General features: G+C 65.8%; 10 protein-coding genes. 4 read left to right on the top strand and 6 right to left on the bottom strand.

The genetic code is table 11. The features are described from left to right. The 3 genes from BG57_RS24950 to BG57_RS24940 form a co-directional block, all read left to right on the top strand. Positions 1-1124 (top strand): aldehyde dehydrogenase (NADP(+)) (locus BG57_RS24950; RefSeq protein WP_035969144.1); only part of this gene is annotated, 1124 nt, incomplete at its 5' end. A 583-nt stretch (positions 1125-1707) separates the two neighbouring features. After that, positions 1708-3708 (top strand): hypothetical protein, encoded by a 2001-nt coding sequence (locus BG57_RS24945; protein ID WP_035969142.1) that lies wholly within the window; start codon positions 1708-1710, stop codon positions 3706-3708. A gap of 96 nt (positions 3709-3804) precedes the next feature. Next, positions 3805-4941, top strand: a complete 1137-nt coding sequence (locus tag BG57_RS24940) for a TAXI family TRAP transporter solute-binding subunit (protein WP_035969140.1) — start codon at positions 3805-3807, stop codon at positions 4939-4941. 7 nt (positions 4942-4948) lie between these two features. On the opposite strand, the gene pdxR is transcribed toward BG57_RS24940, so the two are convergent. From pdxR to BG57_RS24925, 3 genes are all read right to left on the bottom strand, one after another. Beyond that, the gene (pdxR, locus tag BG57_RS24935) at positions 4949-6400 is read right to left on the bottom strand and encodes a MocR-like pyridoxine biosynthesis transcription factor PdxR (protein WP_035969138.1); all 1452 of its coding nucleotides are present in this window, start codon (positions 6398-6400) and stop codon (positions 4949-4951) included. A 135-nt stretch (positions 6401-6535) separates the two neighbouring features. Beyond that, positions 6536-6799 (bottom strand): helix-turn-helix domain-containing protein, encoded by a 264-nt coding sequence (locus tag BG57_RS24930; RefSeq protein ID WP_035969136.1) that lies wholly within the window; start codon positions 6797-6799, stop codon positions 6536-6538. Further along, the gene (locus BG57_RS24925; RefSeq protein WP_035969134.1) at positions 6796-8241 is read right to left on the bottom strand and encodes an aminotransferase-like domain-containing protein; all 1446 of its coding nucleotides are present in this window, start codon (positions 8239-8241) and stop codon (positions 6796-6798) included. The genes BG57_RS24930 and BG57_RS24925 overlap by 4 nt, the downstream gene beginning before the upstream one ends. Before the next feature lie 148 nt (positions 8242-8389). Between BG57_RS24925 and BG57_RS24920 the strand changes: the two genes are divergently transcribed. After that, entirely contained in the window at positions 8390-10702 is a 2313-nt protein-coding gene (locus BG57_RS24920) for an FdhF/YdeP family oxidoreductase (protein ID WP_035969131.1), read from the top strand. A gap of 470 nt (positions 10703-11172) precedes the next feature. Here the strand turns inward: BG57_RS24920 and BG57_RS24915 are convergent, their stop codons facing one another. The 3 genes from BG57_RS24915 to BG57_RS24905 form a co-directional block, all read right to left on the bottom strand. Further along, positions 11173-13908, bottom strand: coding sequence for an MGH1-like glycoside hydrolase domain-containing protein (locus BG57_RS24915; protein WP_035969129.1), 2736 nt, complete (start codon positions 13906-13908; stop codon positions 11173-11175). 83 nt (positions 13909-13991) lie between these two features. Continuing rightward, entirely contained in the window at positions 13992-15899 is a 1908-nt protein-coding gene (locus BG57_RS24910; protein WP_035969127.1) for an amylo-alpha-1,6-glucosidase, read from the bottom strand. Then, positions 15896-16372: a nuclear transport factor 2 family protein gene (locus BG57_RS24905; RefSeq protein ID WP_035969125.1), complete on the bottom strand. Its 477-nt coding sequence runs from the start codon at positions 16370-16372 to the stop codon at positions 15896-15898. Before BG57_RS24905 ends, BG57_RS24910 begins: the two co-directional genes overlap by 4 nt. Positions 16373-16965: the final 593 nt, after the last annotated feature.

The following is a 16965-nucleotide window of genomic DNA, read 5'->3' as shown; positions in this document are numbered from 1 at the left end:
TGTTCGGCGCGAGCAACTTCCCGCTGGCGTTCTCGGTTGCCGGCGGCGATACGGCATCCGCGCTGGCCGCGGGTTGCCCGGTCATCGTGAAGGCGCACTCGGCGCATCCGGGCACGGCGGAACTGGTCGGCCGCGCGGTGCAGAAGGCCGTGAAGGATTGCGGCCTGCCGGAAGGCACGTTCTCGCTGCTGTTCGACAGCGGCCGCGATATCGGCCAGGGCCTGGTCAAGGACAACCGCATCAAGGCGGCCGGCTTCACCGGTTCGCGCGGCGGCGGCACGGCGCTGATGAAGCTCGCCGCGGCCCGCACCGAACCGATCCCGGTCTACGCGGAAATGAGCAGCATCAACCCGGTCGTGCTGTTCCCGAACGCTCTGAAGAACCGTGGCGAAGCCATCGGCAAGGCGTTCGTTCAGTCGCTCGTGCTGGGCGCGGGGCAGTTCTGCACGAATCCCGGCCTCGTGCTGGCCGTCGACGGTCCCGACCTCGACGCGTTCATCGCCGCGGCGTCGGCGGCGCTGAAGGAAACCAGCGCGCAGACGATGCTCACGCCGGGCATCCACAAGACCTACGAAAGCTCGATCGACAAGGCCGCTTCCCACGCCGACGTGACGATCGCCGCACGCGGCCTCGAAGCCAAGAGCGGCCATCAGGGCCAGTCGGCGCTGTTCGTGACGACGGCGGATGCGTTCCGCAAGAATCACGAACTGCAGGAAGAGATTTTCGGCGCGTCGTCGCTGGTCGTGCGTTGCCCGGATCTGGCGTCGATGCGCGAGCTGATCGAATCGCTGGAAGGCCAGTTGACGTCCGCGCTGCATATCGATGAAGCCGATTACGCCGATGCGCGCAGCTTCCTGCCGGCGCTGGAACGCCGCACCGGCCGCATTCTGGTGAACGGCTTCGGCACCGGCGTGGAAGTCGGTCACGCGATGGTCCACGGCGGCCCGTACCCGTCGACGGCCGATGGCCGTTCGACGTCGGTCGGCAGCCTGGCGATCGACCGCTTCCTGCGCCCGGTGAGCTATCAGGACCTGCCGGAAGCGCTGCTGCCCGACGCGCTGAAGATCGACAATCCGCTGGGGCTGAATCGCCGTATCGACGGCAAGCTGCAACTCGCGAACTGATCGAAGCACGGTCTCACAGGACGCCCCTTCGGGGGCGTTTTTTGTTTTCGGTTCGCGGGCGGTTATTTCGTCACCCTAACGAAATTCGCGCCGGCGCGCCGCCGGACGCGCAAGCCAAAGGCGGTCCACGCGGTAAGCGCTTCTGCATCAGTGGGTTATCGAGCGGCCGGTCGGCCTTGTCGGTTATCGGCTAAAGAATGGCGTCTCAAAACCGCCGCCCCGCGCAAAATGTCGCAAACAGTGAGACTGAAGCGTGGCGCTGCGCCCATCGCCCGCCGCTTACGAAGCGTAGCGACGGGCCGCGCCCGCAGCGATCCGGCGTTTTCGCACCGGGACAAGGGCCACGCGCCGCGATCCGGATTGGGCGCGCCATGCGCCGGCGCTCGCATCGAGACGCCCGAATCTAGGTGCGAAATGCAATTGACGTCCGCAAACGGTTGAACCATATTCAGATGTCGCTTCCCGTTAGCGAGTTTTCGCACGGGTAAACAATACGAAGGATTGCTGCGGCGTCTCCCCGCGTGTCACGCGCGGGGCCGCGCCGAGGCCACGTTATCGCATATGTCCTTCGAGGGCTTTTAGCATGACCACGCGTTTGACGTTTCCCGCATCCATGTTTTCCGTCGTCTGCCAGCGCTGCGGCAGCACGATGCGCAAAAGCGCCGACAGTTGCCCCAACTGCGGCGCCGACCGCAGCGCGGCTTTCGGCCACAAACGGGGGCCGGCGGAAGCACGGCCGCGCGCGAATATGTTCGAGCAGCAGGCGTCGACGCCGCTGGCATCGGCGGCGGCTTCCGGTCCGATCGAAACCGGCGACGACGACGCACCGTATTCCGCCTGGGCCGGGCGCTGGGACCCGAAGCGCGCGAGCGAGCGCATCGCCCAGCGGGCGGCCGACCACAGGGCGAAACGCGCCGAGGAATCCGCGCGCAACGCCTACGCGGACCCGAGCAACGACCCCGACGGGCTGCCCGGCTCCGGCAACTGGGACCGCAGGAAGACGGTCATCGCGGGCGCGTGCGCGCTGGCGGTGGCGGCAGCCGCCATCGCCCTGGTGCGGCAAGCATCGGACGAGCAGCCCGCGCCTACGACCGAATTGAGCGCGTCCGGCACCATCGATCCGAAATTCGGCGCATTCGGCCGCGGCGCAACCGATGCGCCCGCCGAGTCCGCCCTTCCCGCCACGCCGAAGCCGCAAGTTCAGACGGCGCAGGACAGCGCGCGCGTCATCGCTCCCGACGATCCGCTGTACGCCGCGCGCATGGCGCTGGACCGGCGCGACCTCACGGCGGCGCGCGCCCGTCTGAAGGCACTTCCCGCGCAGCAGCAGGCGCGTCCCGAGTTCGATGCGCTCAAGGAAGAACTGGCCAACCGCGAACTGCAACGCGACGCCGCGCTGCAACTGGCTCGCGCGTGCGAGCGGACGTCCGCGTGGGCGTGCGTGCAGCAGAATGCGGCGGAGGCGCTGGCGCTCGACGGCAGCAACACCGAATCGCAGGCGATGCTCGAACGCGTCATCACCCATGCGGGCTGGCTGGCCGGATCGCCGCAGGGCGGCAAGGCACGCGCAGCCAACACCGCTGATAACACGGCGAACCCCGCTGCCGCGACGGGCGCGGTGGCGGTCGCGCCGGCTCCGGCACCTGCTCCCGCTCCGGCGCCTGCTCCGGCAAACGTTGCATCGGCGGCGGTGGCTGCTGCTCCGGCAACGCCGGCTGCGGCAATCCCGGCACCGTCCGCCGCCGTCGCGGCAGCGAAACCGGCCCCGGAACGGCACACGACGCAACGCGCAACGAGCGCAACCGCCGCCGCGGCAGCCGCGCGCCAGGCCGCCCTCGACGAAGCCCGCGCCGAGACCGGGTATTTGTCGCGAGCGGAAAAGATCGCGCGTGCGCAAGCGGCGACCAATGCGGTCGTGGCCGCGACCATCGTTCCGCCGACGCCCGCGTTCGCCTCCGCGCCCGCTGCGACGGCTGCCGCGCCGTCGAAACCGGCGGCGACATCGACCGTGACCGCCGTCGAAAGCGCCAGGCCCGCACCCGCGCAAGCCGCGCCGGGCAACGGCCTGTATGTCGCGCCGAGCGCGCAGAACGGCATGTACGTGGCGCCGAGCGCGCCCACCGACATGTACGTCGCGCCCGCCGCGCCGAACGGCATGTATGTCGCGCCGACGCCGCGCCCGGCTCCGGCTCCCTCGCCTGCGCCTGCCCCTGCGCCGGCACAGCACTCGACGCCCGCCGGCGCGCAGTCATCCGCGCCGCCCGTTGCCACGCAAGCATCGACGCTGGCTACGACGCAAGCAGCGGTGCAAGCCCTCGCGCAACCCGCCGTATCGCACGCGCCGCTGTCCGCGACGACAAGCGCCGCGCCTGCCGTCAGGCCCGTCGCGACCGTGCAGACCGCCGTCGCCGCCACGCTCGCTCCGGCGACGCCCGCCGCCGTTACCAGCGTGCGGGCGGCGGGCACGCCGGCCGCATCGACCGTGACGGCGCGCTTTGACGCCGACAAGAGCGACGACGTCGAACGCGCGATCAAGCAATACGGCTGGAGCAGCACCGACGCCGCGCCCAAACCCGCGCGCTAGACCGCCCGCGCAATCAGCGCATGACCGCCTTTCGCGCGATGCAGCCGCATCGCGCGTGTTTCGAAGAACCCGTCCAACTCGACTCAAGGGTCAACCATGGTCTCGACCAGTTTCATGCGCAATGCCGCGCGGGGTGCGCTCGCTCTCTATGCCGTCATCGGGCTCGCCGGCGCGGCGAGCCTGAGTCACGCCGAACCCGTGCCGTACAAGATCACGACGGGCCAGGAACGCGGCACGTATATCCAGATCGGCCAGGATCTGTCGAAGTACGTCGCGGAGCCGGCGGGCATCGATCTGGAAGTGCTGCCGTCGAAGGGATCGGCGGAAAACGTGCAGCGCATGCGTTACGAGCCGGGCGTCAAGTTCGCCCTGGTGCAGTCGGACGTGTATCAGGCGTATCTCGACATGGCCGCTTCGGGCAACGCGGACGCCGGCAGGATCATTCAGCCGCTGCGCCTCATCATGCCGCTCTACGACGAAGAGATTTACTTCGTCGTGCGCTCGGATTCGCCGCTCAAGACCATCAACGAGATCAAGGGCAAGAACATCAGCGTCGGGCCGATCGGCAGCGGGACGGCGCAATCGGCGGAAACGCTTTACCGGCTGATGTTCGGCGAGCCGGTCCCCGAAGCGAACGAGCAGCACTACAACAACGAGGACGCGCTCGCGAAGCTGATCGTGCGCAAGATCGACGTCGCGGTGATCGTGGCGGGCCAGCCTGCCAAGCTGTTTCAGGACATGAATCCGGAGTTGCTGCAGCAGATCAAGCTGCTGCGCCTCGATCCCGCCGCGCCCGAGACGGCGAAAGCGAAGCAGACGTACTTCCCCGCGACCATCCGCACGACGAGCTATCCGAACTGGATTCAGGAAGACACGCCGACGCTCACCGTGAAGGCGTTTCTCGTCACCTACGACTACGGCTTGCGCGGCACGGTCGGCGCGCTGTCGAAGTTCGCCGATTCGCTCTGCACGAACTTCGACACGCTGCAGGCGAGCGGTCATCCGAAGTGGAAACAGGTCCGTCTCGAACTCCCGCCGCTCACGCGCGGCTGGAAGTACTATCCGCCGATGGAAAAGCACTTGCGCCAGTGCATCGCGCGGCGCACGGCGGCGGGCAAATCGCCAGGATCGGCGCAGACGGTGTCCACGCGCGGCACGGACGCCGCCACGGGCAAGAAGAAATCGACGTGCACCGGTCAGGAAAAGCTGCTGCTGCTGTGCGACGACCAGTGACGCGCGGTCATCCGCGAAGCGACGGCATGAGCGCGGCAAGACGCGCCATGCCGCGCTCGATCGTCTCCACGCTCGTCCCGCCGTATCCGAACAGCATGCCCTGCTCGCGCGCCTGACCCGCATAGAACGGGCGGATGCCGTACAGCCCGACCGACGCCTCCCGCGCCGCCGCGACGACACGCTCCTCCTGCCACTCATCCCGAAGCCGCGCGACGAGGTGAATGCCCGCCATCGCGGGTAACGGTTCGAACAGGGGCGCGAGATCGCCCGTCAAGTGGTCGAGCAAGGCCGTGCGCCGCTGCGCATACGCCTTGTGCATGCGGCGCAGATGCTTCGCGTATTCGCCGTCGAGCATGAAAGCGCCGAGCGCGGTTTGCGTCAGCATGCAGCTATGGCAATCGGCGATCTGCTTCGCGTTCCAGAGCGGCTCGCGAAGCGTCGCCGGCGGCACGGCATAGCCGATCCGCAAATCCGGGAACAGCGTCTTCGAAAACGTGCCGACATAGGCGACGAGTCCCGCGCGATCCAGACTCTTCAGCGATTCCACCGGCCGTCCTTCGAAGCGGAACTCGCCGTCGTAATCGTCCTCGACTATCACCGCGCCGCGCTTGCTCGCCCATTCGAGCAATTCGACGCGCCGGTCGAGGCTCATCGGCATGCCGAGCGGAAACTGATGCGACGGCGTCACGTAGACGAGCCGCGCATTGCGCGGCAGCCTGCCGACGACGATACCCTCGCGATCCACCGGCACATGCGCGATCCGTGCGCCCAGCGCCGCGAACAGCGCCCGCGCGGGCGGATAGCCCGGTTCTTCGACCGCGACGACATCGCCCGGCTGAATGACGACGCGCGCCAGCAGGTCGAGCGCCTGCTGCGCGCCCTGCGTCACGATGACGTCCTGCCAGTTGCACGCCACCGCGCGGCTGAAGCCGAGATACCGCGCGATGCCGAGCCGCAGTTCCTGCTCGCCCGCCGGATCGCGATACGACGCCACGCCGCCGCCCGCCCGCGCCTGCGTGCGCAGCGCCTGATTCAGGCAGCGGCGCCAGGCATCGAAGGGAAACAGCGTCTTGTCGGTCACGCCGCCCTTGAAGTCGCAATCGAGCGTGACGCCCGCGGGCGGCATCGGCATGGCCATGCGCTCGGGCATCGCGCGCCAGATGCCGGCGGCCCGGGCGCGCGCCGACGCCGGATCAGGGCGTGCGCCGGGCAGCCGCGCAAGACCATCGGCGACGAACGTGCCGTCGCCAGCGCGCGTGCGCAGGAAGCCTTCCGCGATGAGGCGATCGAAGACTTCGAGCGTCGTTTTCCGGGAAACGCCGAGCTGCGCGGCGAGATCGCGCGTGGACGGCAGGCGCGCGTTCGCGGCGAGCCGTCCTTCGATGATGCCGGCGCGCAACTGACCGTAAATCTGGCCGGTCAGGTCGCGCCGGCCGTGCAGGGTGATGTGGATGTCCAACGGGGTAGCGAGGTCGTTAGCGAAGCGGCGGCCACTCGGCACGCAGCGTTTTCCTGCTTTGGCCGCGCAATGCGCCGAAGAAGTATCGACGGACAGCCACGGCGACCGGCTGCACCTGAGCGTTTGGATCGCGAGTCACTCGTCGTCTCCGAAAATTTCACTGCAAAGCGCCTCGCCATCGGCCGTCAGCCAGGCCGAACCCGCGCCCTCTTCGCCCGTTCGCACTTCGACCAGCCGCGCATCGGCGAGCGCGGTCAGTTGACGGCGTAGCGCGCTCATCGGCAAGGCGGACTGCTTCGCCAGCCTCGCCAGCGACCACGCGCGCCCCGGCGACTCCTGCTTCGCGCGCCACAGTTGCGCGAGAACGGCGACGAGCGCCGGATCAATTTCATCGTTCATGTTCTTGCTCCGTTCGCGCGGGCGTCCAGTTCCCCGACGAGTTGCCCGAGCCGTTGCAGCGCCGCCTCGCGCTGCGGCGTCCACGGATAGCTGTAGTTGAGCCGGATGTAATGGCTGAAGGCGTTGCGCGTCGAAAACATATAGCCCGGCCCGACCGTGATGCCTTCCGCGAGCGCCGCGCGATACAGCAGCATCGAATCGACGCGCTCCGGCAGTTCCACCCACAGCACGTAACCGCCCTGCGGCGCGGACGTGCGCGTGCCCGCCGGAAAGAACCGCTCGACCATCGCGACCATGATGCGCGCCTGCTGCCGATACAGCTTGCGCACGCGCCGCAGATGCCGGTCGAAGCCATCCTGACGCAGATAGTCCGCGACGGCCACTTGCGGCACGGAAGGCGTCGTCAGCGTGTTGAGAAACTTCAGCTTTTCGACCTGCGCGCGAAAACGTCCCGGCATCGCCCAGCCGATGCGATACGACGCCGTCAGGCTCTTCGAGAACGACGCGCAGTGCAGCACGATGCCCTTCGTATCGTAGTTCTTGAGCGTCGAAGGCCGCGCATCGCCGAAATGCAGCTCTTGATAGACGTCGTTCTCGATCACCGGAATGTCGTGCATCGACAGCAATTCCACGAGCCGGCGCTTGCGCGCGTCCGGCATCTGGAAGCCGAGCGGGTTCTGGAAGTTCGGCATCACCATGCACGCCGCGATTTTTCCCTCGTCGATGACCCGCGCGAGCGCGTCGATGTCGATGCCATCGGCGGGATGCGTCGGCACTTCGATCGCGCGCATGCCGAGGCGCTCGATTGCGTGAAGCATCGCGTAGAACGTCGGCGATTCGACGGCGACCGTATCGCCCGGCTTCGCGACGGCCTGCAGGCTCAGGTTGATCGCTTCCGTCGCGCCGACCGTGATGACGATCTCGCCGGGATCGACGGGAACGCCGGTCTCCGCATAGCGCCGTGCAATCTGGCGGATCAGCTCCGGATTGCCCGGCGGCAGATCGTCGATCAGGTTCCAGCTTGCATGCCGCCGCGCAATCGCGTTCGCGTACTGGTTGATACGCCGCCACGGGAACGGCTCGGTATCGGGATACGGCGAGCCGAACGGCACGGCGTCGTGCGCGCGGATGCTGCGCAGCGTCGACAGCACGAGGCGGCTCACGTCGACTTCCGACGCGACCGCGATCGCACCGGGCTCGGCGGCTCCGTTGCGGCCTGTCACACGTGCGCCCGGCTTCGCGCGCACGAAATAGCCGGACTGCGGCCGCGTCTCGAGAATGCCGCGGCTTTCCAGCAGCGCGTATGCATGCAGCACGGTCTTGATGCTCACGCCGTGCTGCTGGCTCGCCTGTCTCACCGACGCGATGCGCTCTCCCGGCGTGAACACGCCGCGCCGCACGGCGGCTTCGATTTCATCGGCGAGTCGTTCGTAGAGGTTCACTGAGCGCGTTTTTCGGCGGGATCAAGCGCAAGTCTAGGCCAAATCGCCGCAACTGTGCTCCTCTCATTTCTGATTTTCTGTGCGCCGCCTTCGATTCGGGACACAGTACGCTGTGACCCATCGTCTCATTAAGCCGTCGCCCGTCGCCATGAAGAAGCCCGAACCGCGCATCGAACCGTACCATCACCCCGCCGCTGGCTGGGGCGCTCTCAAGCAGGTCGCCATCAACCTCGTGAAGGAAAAGGTGTCGGGCGGCAACTATCGCACGCTGTTCAAGCAGAATCAGCCCGATGGTTTCGATTGCCCCGGTTGCGCGTGGCCTGATCGCCAGCATGCATCGACGTTCGAGTTCTGCGAAAACGGGGTGAAAGCGGTTGCCGCCGAAGCAACGGCCAAGCGCGTCACGCCGGCTTTCTTCGAGGAACACACGGTGTCGTCGCTGATGGCGCAGTCGGACTACGAGCTGGAGCAACACGGCCGACTGACTGATCCGCTCGTCTACGATGCGAAACGCGACCGCTATGTGCCGATCGAGTGGGATGCGGCGTTCGAACTGATCGCATCGCACCTGAAGAAGCTGGACGACCCGGATCGCGCCGCGTTCTACACGTCGGGCCGCGCCAGCAACGAAGCCGCGTTCCTGTATCAGTTGTTCGTGCGCATGTACGGGACGAACAACTTTCCCGACTGCTCCAACATGTGCCACGAAGCAACCAGTCGCGGCCTGCCGCATACGGTCGGCATCGGCAAGGGCACGGTCACGCTCGACGACTTCGAGCACGCCGACACGCTTTTGCTCTTCGGCCAGAATCCGGCGACGAACCATCCGCGCATGCTCGGCGAGTTGCGCGAATGCGCGAAGCGCGGAGCGACGATCGTATCGATCAACCCGCTCAAGGAGCGCGGCCTCGAGCGCTTCGCCAGCCCGCAGCACACGCTCGACATGCTGAAGCCCAAAGGCGTGAAAATCAGCTCCGTGTTCATCCGCCCGAAAGTCGGCGGCGATTTCGCGCTGATCAAGGGCGTCGCCAAGCGCGTGATCGAACTCGACGACGCGGCGTGCATCGCGGGCGGCGAGCGGGTGATCGACGTCGAATTCATCGCGCAACATACCGTTGGCTTCGACGCCTTCGCCGCCGATCTGCGCGCGGAAAGCTGGGACATGATCGTCGCCGAATCGGGCGTGCCGATGGACGAGATTCTCCGCCTCGCCGATATCTACGCCAGCGGCCGCGCGGTGATCGCGACGTGGGGCATGGGTCTCACGCAGCACAAGAACTCGGTGCCGACGGTCCAGTTGCTCTCGAACCTGATGATGATGCGCGGGAACATCGGCCGGCGCGGCGCGGGCCTGTGCCCGGTGCGCGGGCATTCGAACGTGCAGGGCGATCGCACGGTCGGTATCGAGGAAAAGCCGACGCAGGCGTTTCTCGACCGCCTCGGCGCAGCCTACGATTTCAAGCCGCCGCGCGAGCACGGTTACGACGTCGTCGAAACCATTCACGCGATGCTCGACGGCCGCGTGAAGGTGTTCATCGGTCTGGGCGGAAATTTCTCGATCGCAACGCCCGACACGCCGCGCACCTGGCAAGCGATGCGCGCTTGCGACCTCACCGTGCACATCACGACGAAGCTCAACCGCAGCCATCTCGTGCATGGCCGCGACGCGCTCATTCTGCCGACGCTCGGCCGCACCGAAATCGACATGCAGAACGGCGTGGCGCAAGGCGTGAGCGTCGAGGATTCGATGAGCATGGTGCACATCTCGTACGGCATGAACAAGCCGGCGTCACCGAACCTGCTGAGCGAAGTGGCGATCGTCGCGCGCATGGCGCACGCGACGCTCGGCAGCGCCAAGGTCGACTGGCTCGCGCATGCAGACGACTACGCGATGATTCGCGACGGCATCGAGAAAGTGATCGACGGATTCGAGAATTACAACGAGCGCCTGAAGCAGCCGGGCGGCTTTCATCTCGGCGTGGCGTCGCGCGACCGCGTATGGAAGACGCCGAGCGGCAAGGCGCAGTTCATCGTGCATGAAATTGCCGTGGATACGCCGATTCACCGCGCCCGCGCGCTGCACGGCGAGCGCCTCCTGACGCTGATGACGACGCGCTCGCACGATCAGTACAACACGACGATCTACGGCCTCGACGACCGTTACCGTGGCGTCTATGGCCAGCGCCGCGTGCTGTTCGCCAATCGTGAGGATATCGACATGCTCGGCTTCGAGCCGGGCGAACTCGTCGATATCACGAGCGTGTGGGATGACGGCGTGGAGCGCCGCGTAGAGGGCTTTACGCTGGTCGAGTATGACATTCCGCGTGGCTGTCTTGGCGCGTACTATCCCGAGACGAATCCGCTCGTGCCGCTCGCGTCCGTGGCGGATGGCGCCGGTACGCCGACATCGAAGTCCATTCCCGTGTTGTTGCGCTCTGCCAGTCGAGCCTTTGCCGCCTGAGGCTGCACTTGAGCGTGGCTTTGCAGACCGCCTGTTGACGCGCCCGTGACCGCGCGCTGAGGCGGCGTTCGAGCGCGGCGGCGCCGCAGAAGAATCGGTCGACGACCGCGCCGAGCGCCGCCAGAATGCCCACGCACGCAATCCACCCGAACGCGAGGTTGTCGAGCGTGCAACTCACGTAGACGCCGCCCGCCATCGCCCCGAGGAACACCAGCATGACGAGCCCGAACGGGGGCGATTCCTCGTGCTCGGTGCGGCGGCGCAAACAGGCGAAGCCGTTCCCGCGCGATGCGTTGTACTGTCCCAAGCCCTGCATGCCTGCGATTCCGTTCATTTTCTTCTCCAAACTGCTGCAAGTTTGTGTTCGCACAACTTACGCAGAAGGAGACAGCAGAGGAATCGGATTTGTCCGAACCGTAGACTACAGGTTTGGCTCTTGACTTCTGGGTGAAGCGCCGCTTCTACGCGGCTCATTTCGCGCCCGCGAACTCCTGCACATCGGCGTCGGCAACGCCGGCGAGCGGCACGACGCCCGACGGTCCCATCGCGCGCGGTTGCAGCAACAGCGCGACCAGCCCGGTCCATCCTGTCTGGTGCGACGCCCCCACGCCACGGCCGTCATCGCCGTGGAAATACTCGTGGAACAGCACGAGATCGCGGGAGCGGGGATCGGCCTGCAGCAACGGATATGCGCCCATCACGGGCCGCTCGCCGTTCTTGTCGAGCAGAAACAGCGTGGTCACGCGACGCGCGAGTTCATCGGCGATTTCAGCAAGCGAGAACGTCTTTCCCGAGCCGGTCGGATACTCCACGCGAAAATCGTCGCCGTAATAGCGGTGAAATTCGAGAATCGATTCGATCAGCAGATAGTTCACCGGCATCCACACCGGCCCGCGCCAGTTCGAGTTGCCGCCGAACACGCGCGACGTCGATTCGCCCGGCTGATACTGCACGCTGAAACTCTCGCTGTTGTGATAGAAGACGAACGGCTCGTCGAGATGGACACGCGAAAGCGCGCGCACGCCGTGATCGGAGAGGAACTCGGTTTCGTCGAGCATGCGCTTCAGAAGCGCTTTCATGCGATGCCCGCGCAACAGCGACAGCAGCACGCTATTGCCCTGCCCGGCGACGTTCCATCGCGACACGAGCCGCGACAAATCCGGCCGATGCTCCAGAAACCAGTGCAGCCGGTCGCGCAAGCCCGGCAACGCGCGATGCACGCTCGGCTCCAGCACGTGAACCGCGAAAAGCGGAATCAGGCCGACGATCGAGCGCACGCGCATGGGCACGCTCGAGCCATCGGGCAGGCGCAGCTTGTCGTAGAAGAATTCGTCCTCGCTGTCCCAGAGGCCGGTATCGCAGCCGTCCTCGCAACTCACCGCTTCCGCGATATACAGGAAGTGCTCGAAGAACTTCACCGCGATATCGACGAACACCTTGTTCGCATACGCCAGTTCCAGCGCGATGCGCATCAGGTCGAGCGCATACGCGGCCATCCACGCGGTGCCGTCGGCCTGGTCGATATGACCGCCCGTCGGCAGCGGCGACGAGCGATCGAAGATGCCGACGTTATCCAGCCCGAGAAAGCCGCCCTGAAAGATATTGCGGTCGTCGGCGTCCTTGCGGTTGACCCACCACGAGAAGTTGAGCAGCAGCTTGTGGAACACCAGCTCCAGAAAATCGCGGTCGCCGACGCCCGTGATCGCGCGATCGATCTCATACACGCGCCACGTCGCCCACGCATGGACGGGCGGATTGGCGTCGCCGAACGCCCATTCGTAGGCGGGCAACTGGCCGTTGGGATGCTGATAGCGGTCCTTCACCAGCAGCAGCAATTGCCGCTTGGCGAACTCGGGGTCGATCAGCGCAAACGCCGCCGCATGGAACGCGAGGTCCCACGACGCGTACCACGGATACTCCCACTTGTCCGGCATCGACACGATGTCCGCGTTGCACAGATGCCGCCAGTCGTAATTGCGCCCGAAGCGCCGCTGCTTCGGCGGTTTCGGCTGCAGCGGATCGCCGTCGAGCCAGCGGGTTACATCGAACTGATAGTACTGCTTCGACCACAGCATGCCCGCGAGCGCCTGCCGCTGCACGAGCCGCTGGTCGGCATCGGCGATCTCGTGCTGAAGCGCGCCGTAGAACTCGTCCGCTTCCGCGATGCGCCGCGCGAATAAAGCATCGGCGTCGAGCGGAACGCCATCCGGTGCGGATTCGGGACGCCAGCGGAGGTACACCGTCGCCTTGCCATGCGCCGCAAGCTGAAAATGGAAGCGGGCCGCCGCGCGCGTGCCGGTGTCGCGGCGGATCGCGTCTTCATCGCCATGCAAGACGTAGTCGTTGAAGCCGTCCTTGAACGGCCCCGCGCCGTCCAAATGGAACAGGCGCTTCACGTTGGTCTCGTTCTCGCAGAACATCCATTCGACGCCTTGCACATCCGGCGACCATGCGGTGACCACCATCGGTTCATGGCCCAGATGCCGCGCCGCCACATACGTCGCGCCCTGCACCGATTCGAGCGTGAGCGATGGCTTCGTCGGCGTCGGCTTCCACGACCACGTGTTGCGCGCCCAGATTTGCGGCAATGCGTCGATGACCGCGGCCTCGTTCGCGCGATTCTCGATGCTCACGCGCATCACGATATCGTCCTCGGTGTGCTTCGCGTATTCCACCTGCACGTCGAAGTAGCGTTCGTCGTCGAAGGCGCCGGTATCGAGTACTTCGTACTCGGGCATGTCCGCGCCGCGACGCGCGTTTTCATCGACGAGATCGGCGTACGGAAACGGCGCGTGCGGATACTTGTACAGCATGCGCATGTAGGAATGCGTCGGCGTGCCGTCGATGTAGAAATAAAGCTCCTTCACGTCCTCGCCGTGATTGCCCTCCTGATTCGTGAGGCCGAAGAGCCGTTCCTTCAGGATCGGATCGCGCCCATTCCAGAGCGCGAGCGAGACGCACCAGTTGAGCTTGTCGTCGCCGAAGCCGGCGATGCCGTCCTCGCCCCAGCGATACGCGCGGCTGCGCGCATGATCGTGCGGGAAGTACTCCCATGCGGTGCCGAATTCGCTGTAGTCCTCGCGCACCGTGCCCCACTGGCGCTCGCTCAGGTACGGCCCCCAGCGTTGCCAGCGCGGGCAGTCGCCGCCATGCAGCCGCGAGCCTTCGACGGTATGAATCTGGTTGACGGTGCGCGGCTTCGGCATGAGAGTTCCTCGGTGCGGCTATGGGTGATTGTCAAAGACGCCCAATTTAACGCGATTCGACGAGCGCCCGCACAAACGATGCATCATGCGCCATCGATCAGCTTCTCGACGCGCATCAGCTCCGCGAGCGACCACGCCTGAAACGGCGCGCCGCCGGGCATATGCGGCGCTTCGCCGTCCGCGACTTCGCTGATATGGCCGATGCCGTAATGTTCGAGATGCGCGTGAAGCGGCGCGAGAAAGCGCTCGCGCACGCCCGCTGCGCCGTGCACGCGCAGCCACGCTTCGACGAACGGGCCCATGAGCCACGGCCACGCGGTGCCCTGGTGATAAGCGCCATCGCGATCCAGCAAGCCGCCCGCATAACGCGAGCGATACGCCGGGTCCGATGGCGCGAGCGTGCGCAGCCCGAGCGGCGTCAGCAAGTGCGCTTCGACCTGCGCGATAACCGCACGCGCGGTCTCGTCATCGACGACGACATTCGGCAAACCGCCGACCGCGAAAATCTGATTCGGACGGATCGAGCGATCGAGTTTGCCCGGCTCGTGATCGGCATCGACGACATCGTAAAGCGCGTGCGTCTGCGGGTCCACGAAGCGCGCCTGGAACGCCTGCTGCGCGCGATCGCGCATCGGCTGCCAGCGCGCGTTCCACGCCGACGCGATCGACAGCGCGTTGATCCACAGCGCCTGCACTTCGACCGGCTTGCCGATGCGCGGCGTCACGACCCAGTCGCCCGCCTTCGCGTCCATCCACGTGAGTTGCACGCCGGGAACGCCTGCACGCAGGAGACCGTCGTCGTCCGCGGCGATGTTGAAGCGCGTGCCGCGCGTATAGCCTTCCAGAATTGCATCGACGGTGCGTTGCAGGCGCGTCGTGGTCGCGGCGGGCGCATGGCCGGTCGCGAGATAGTCGTGGACCGCGACCACGAACCACAGCGACGCATCGACGGAGTTGTATTCGGGCAGGCCGCCGCTATCGGGGAAGCGGTTAGGCAGCATGCCCTCCGAGAGCGTATCGGTCCATTCGAGCAGAATCGATTCGGCATCCTGATGACGTCCCGAAGCGAGCAGCAGGCCGCGCATCGAGATGAACGTGTCGCGGCCCCAGTCGGTGAACCACGGAAAGCCCGCGATGATCGTGCGCCCGTGCTTGCGCGCAACGACATAGGCGTCGGCCGAGCGCGCGAGCCGCGAGCCAAATGCGGCGCGGCGCTCGCGCTCACGCGCGTCGAGTTGCGCTGCAAGCGCGAGCGCATCGCGTTCGCGCGGCGGATCGTCGGCGGCATCGGCGTGCAAAATCAGCACCGCTTCGCCGCCCGCGAGATCGAAGTGAAGGACGCCGGGCGTCGCAAGGTCTTCGATATCGTCGAGCCCGCGCTCCCGTTCGCGCACATACAGGAAGTTGCGATACCAGTCCGGCTCGTGTTCGTATGCGCCATTGCTCGTCGCGCCGATGGCAGGCAGGTCGCCATAGGGCCGCCAGTGCACGCGCTCGCCATCGACGCTCGCATCGAAATTGAACGACGCGTTCTCGCGATGCAGCGCGTGGTAATCGCGCCCGGACAACAACGGGCGCACGTGCAGCGCCGCTCGGGTCGCCGGGCCTTCGAGACGCCAGCGCAGCACGGTCTCGCCGCTCTCCTTCGCGACGAACACTTCCGCTATGGCCATCACGTTCTCGCCGATGCGATAACGCCACGTCGGCCACGGCGATGTATCGAAGGAATCGAGATACGCCGATGCGTCCGGATACAGCACGTCCGGCGCGTAACGCTGCATGGTCAGCGGAACGCGTGCGCCGTCGACATCGAGCCACGCCTCCACGCCGTTGACGAGCACGACGCGGCCGGCGGGCGGCTGCGTCGCCGTAAGCAGGAGCGCGTGATAGCGACGCGTGCGCGCGGTGCCCACGGTCCCCGATGCAAAGCCGCCATGCGCGTCCGCTTCGAGCCATTCGTCTTCGAAGCGCGCCGGGTCGAGCGCCGTCATGCCGACACCTCCTTGCGATAGTCCGCGAGCGCGCGGCGCGCCTTGCGGCGAATGGCCTGCTGCATGCGCGGCGTCCAGCCGAAGCACCAGCCGGCGGGACCGAGCGCCTGACGGCTCCAGCGCCAGAGATCGAAGGCGTCCGTCTGTTCGAAGATGAGTCCGTCGCGAATCGTGAAGCGCGTGCGTATCTCGTTGACGACAGGCCGGCCCGTCGCCGAGTACGTGTAGCGGACGACGGCGGTCGCGTTCGCGGTTTGCCCGAGCGCCTCGATGCCGTCGACGCTCAATGCGAAGTCGCGCGCGCGATGCAGCAGCATGCGCCACATGTCGCCCGCTTCACGGCCGAACAGCACGCCGAAGGCAGGGTCTTCGAAACGGACGTCGGGTGCGTAGCAGGCGGCCATCGCGTCGGCGTCGACGTTCCCGAAAGCGCGGTAGAAACGCTCGATGAGTTCGATGTTCGTATTCGGCATGGCGGATCGATTGTGCGTGTGGGCGGCGGCGGCGCGCACGAAATCGCATTCTCGCGCGACTGCGGCTTGTCTGCATGACCGCGGGTTCCCTGATGCGAATTGCGAAATGCGGAAGTAGATAAAAACCGCGCGCCCCATTTAAAAGTCGAGGGTCTTTAATCTACGAATAGGATATTTCTTATTTTATCTGAGATTGCTCTTAATCAAAAAATGACAATTCAACCGGCGATCAACGGCGCATAATTTTTTCTAACCGATATCGTAAAGATAGCGGTTTAAATATAATCCGGTGGCCGCGCCGCTGGGTGAATGAATCCGGCAGCGCCGCCATACCGCGTCGACCTGGCACCGACGCCAATCAAGAACCGCAGCAGCACAGAAGTAGAGCGCGATGAGAATCAAGCCCACAATGAGTACGCCATCGCAGGCGTCCGCGGATTATTTCCTGACTGACACCCGAACCGGCGTCATTATTCGCGTCATTCAATCGGTATCGCCCGATAATGTTATTTACGTACTTAAAACCGAGAGTGAATCGCTATATTATGCGCAACTCGATTATCGGGAATACCCCGATCGTAATTCGGTTCTGC

The organism is Caballeronia grimmiae (assembly GCF_000698555.1).
Classification (GTDB): domain Bacteria; phylum Pseudomonadota; class Gammaproteobacteria; order Burkholderiales; family Burkholderiaceae; genus Caballeronia; species Caballeronia grimmiae.
Note: the sequence above shows the minus strand (reverse complement) of the source record. Positions and strands in the feature narration are given on the sequence as shown.

Coding starts and splice junctions, on each gene's coding strand:
- BG57_RS24945 (WP_035969142.1), top strand. CDS start 1,708: ATGACCACGCGTTTGACGTTTCCCGCATCCATGTTTTCCGTCGTCTGC.
- BG57_RS24940 (WP_035969140.1), top strand. CDS start 3,805: ATGGTCTCGACCAGTTTCATGCGCAATGCCGCGCGGGGTGCGCTCGCT.
- BG57_RS24930 (WP_035969136.1), bottom strand. CDS start 6,799: ATGAACGATGAAATTGATCCGGCGCTCGTCGCCGTTCTCGCGCAACTG.
- BG57_RS24920 (WP_035969131.1), top strand. CDS start 8,390: ATGAAGAAGCCCGAACCGCGCATCGAACCGTACCATCACCCCGCCGCT.
- BG57_RS24915 (WP_035969129.1), bottom strand. CDS start 13,908: ATGCCGAAGCCGCGCACCGTCAACCAGATTCATACCGTCGAAGGCTCG.
- BG57_RS24910 (WP_035969127.1), bottom strand. CDS start 15,899: ATGACGGCGCTCGACCCGGCGCGCTTCGAAGACGAATGGCTCGAAGCG.
- BG57_RS24905 (WP_035969125.1), bottom strand. CDS start 16,372: ATGCCGAATACGAACATCGAACTCATCGAGCGTTTCTACCGCGCTTTC.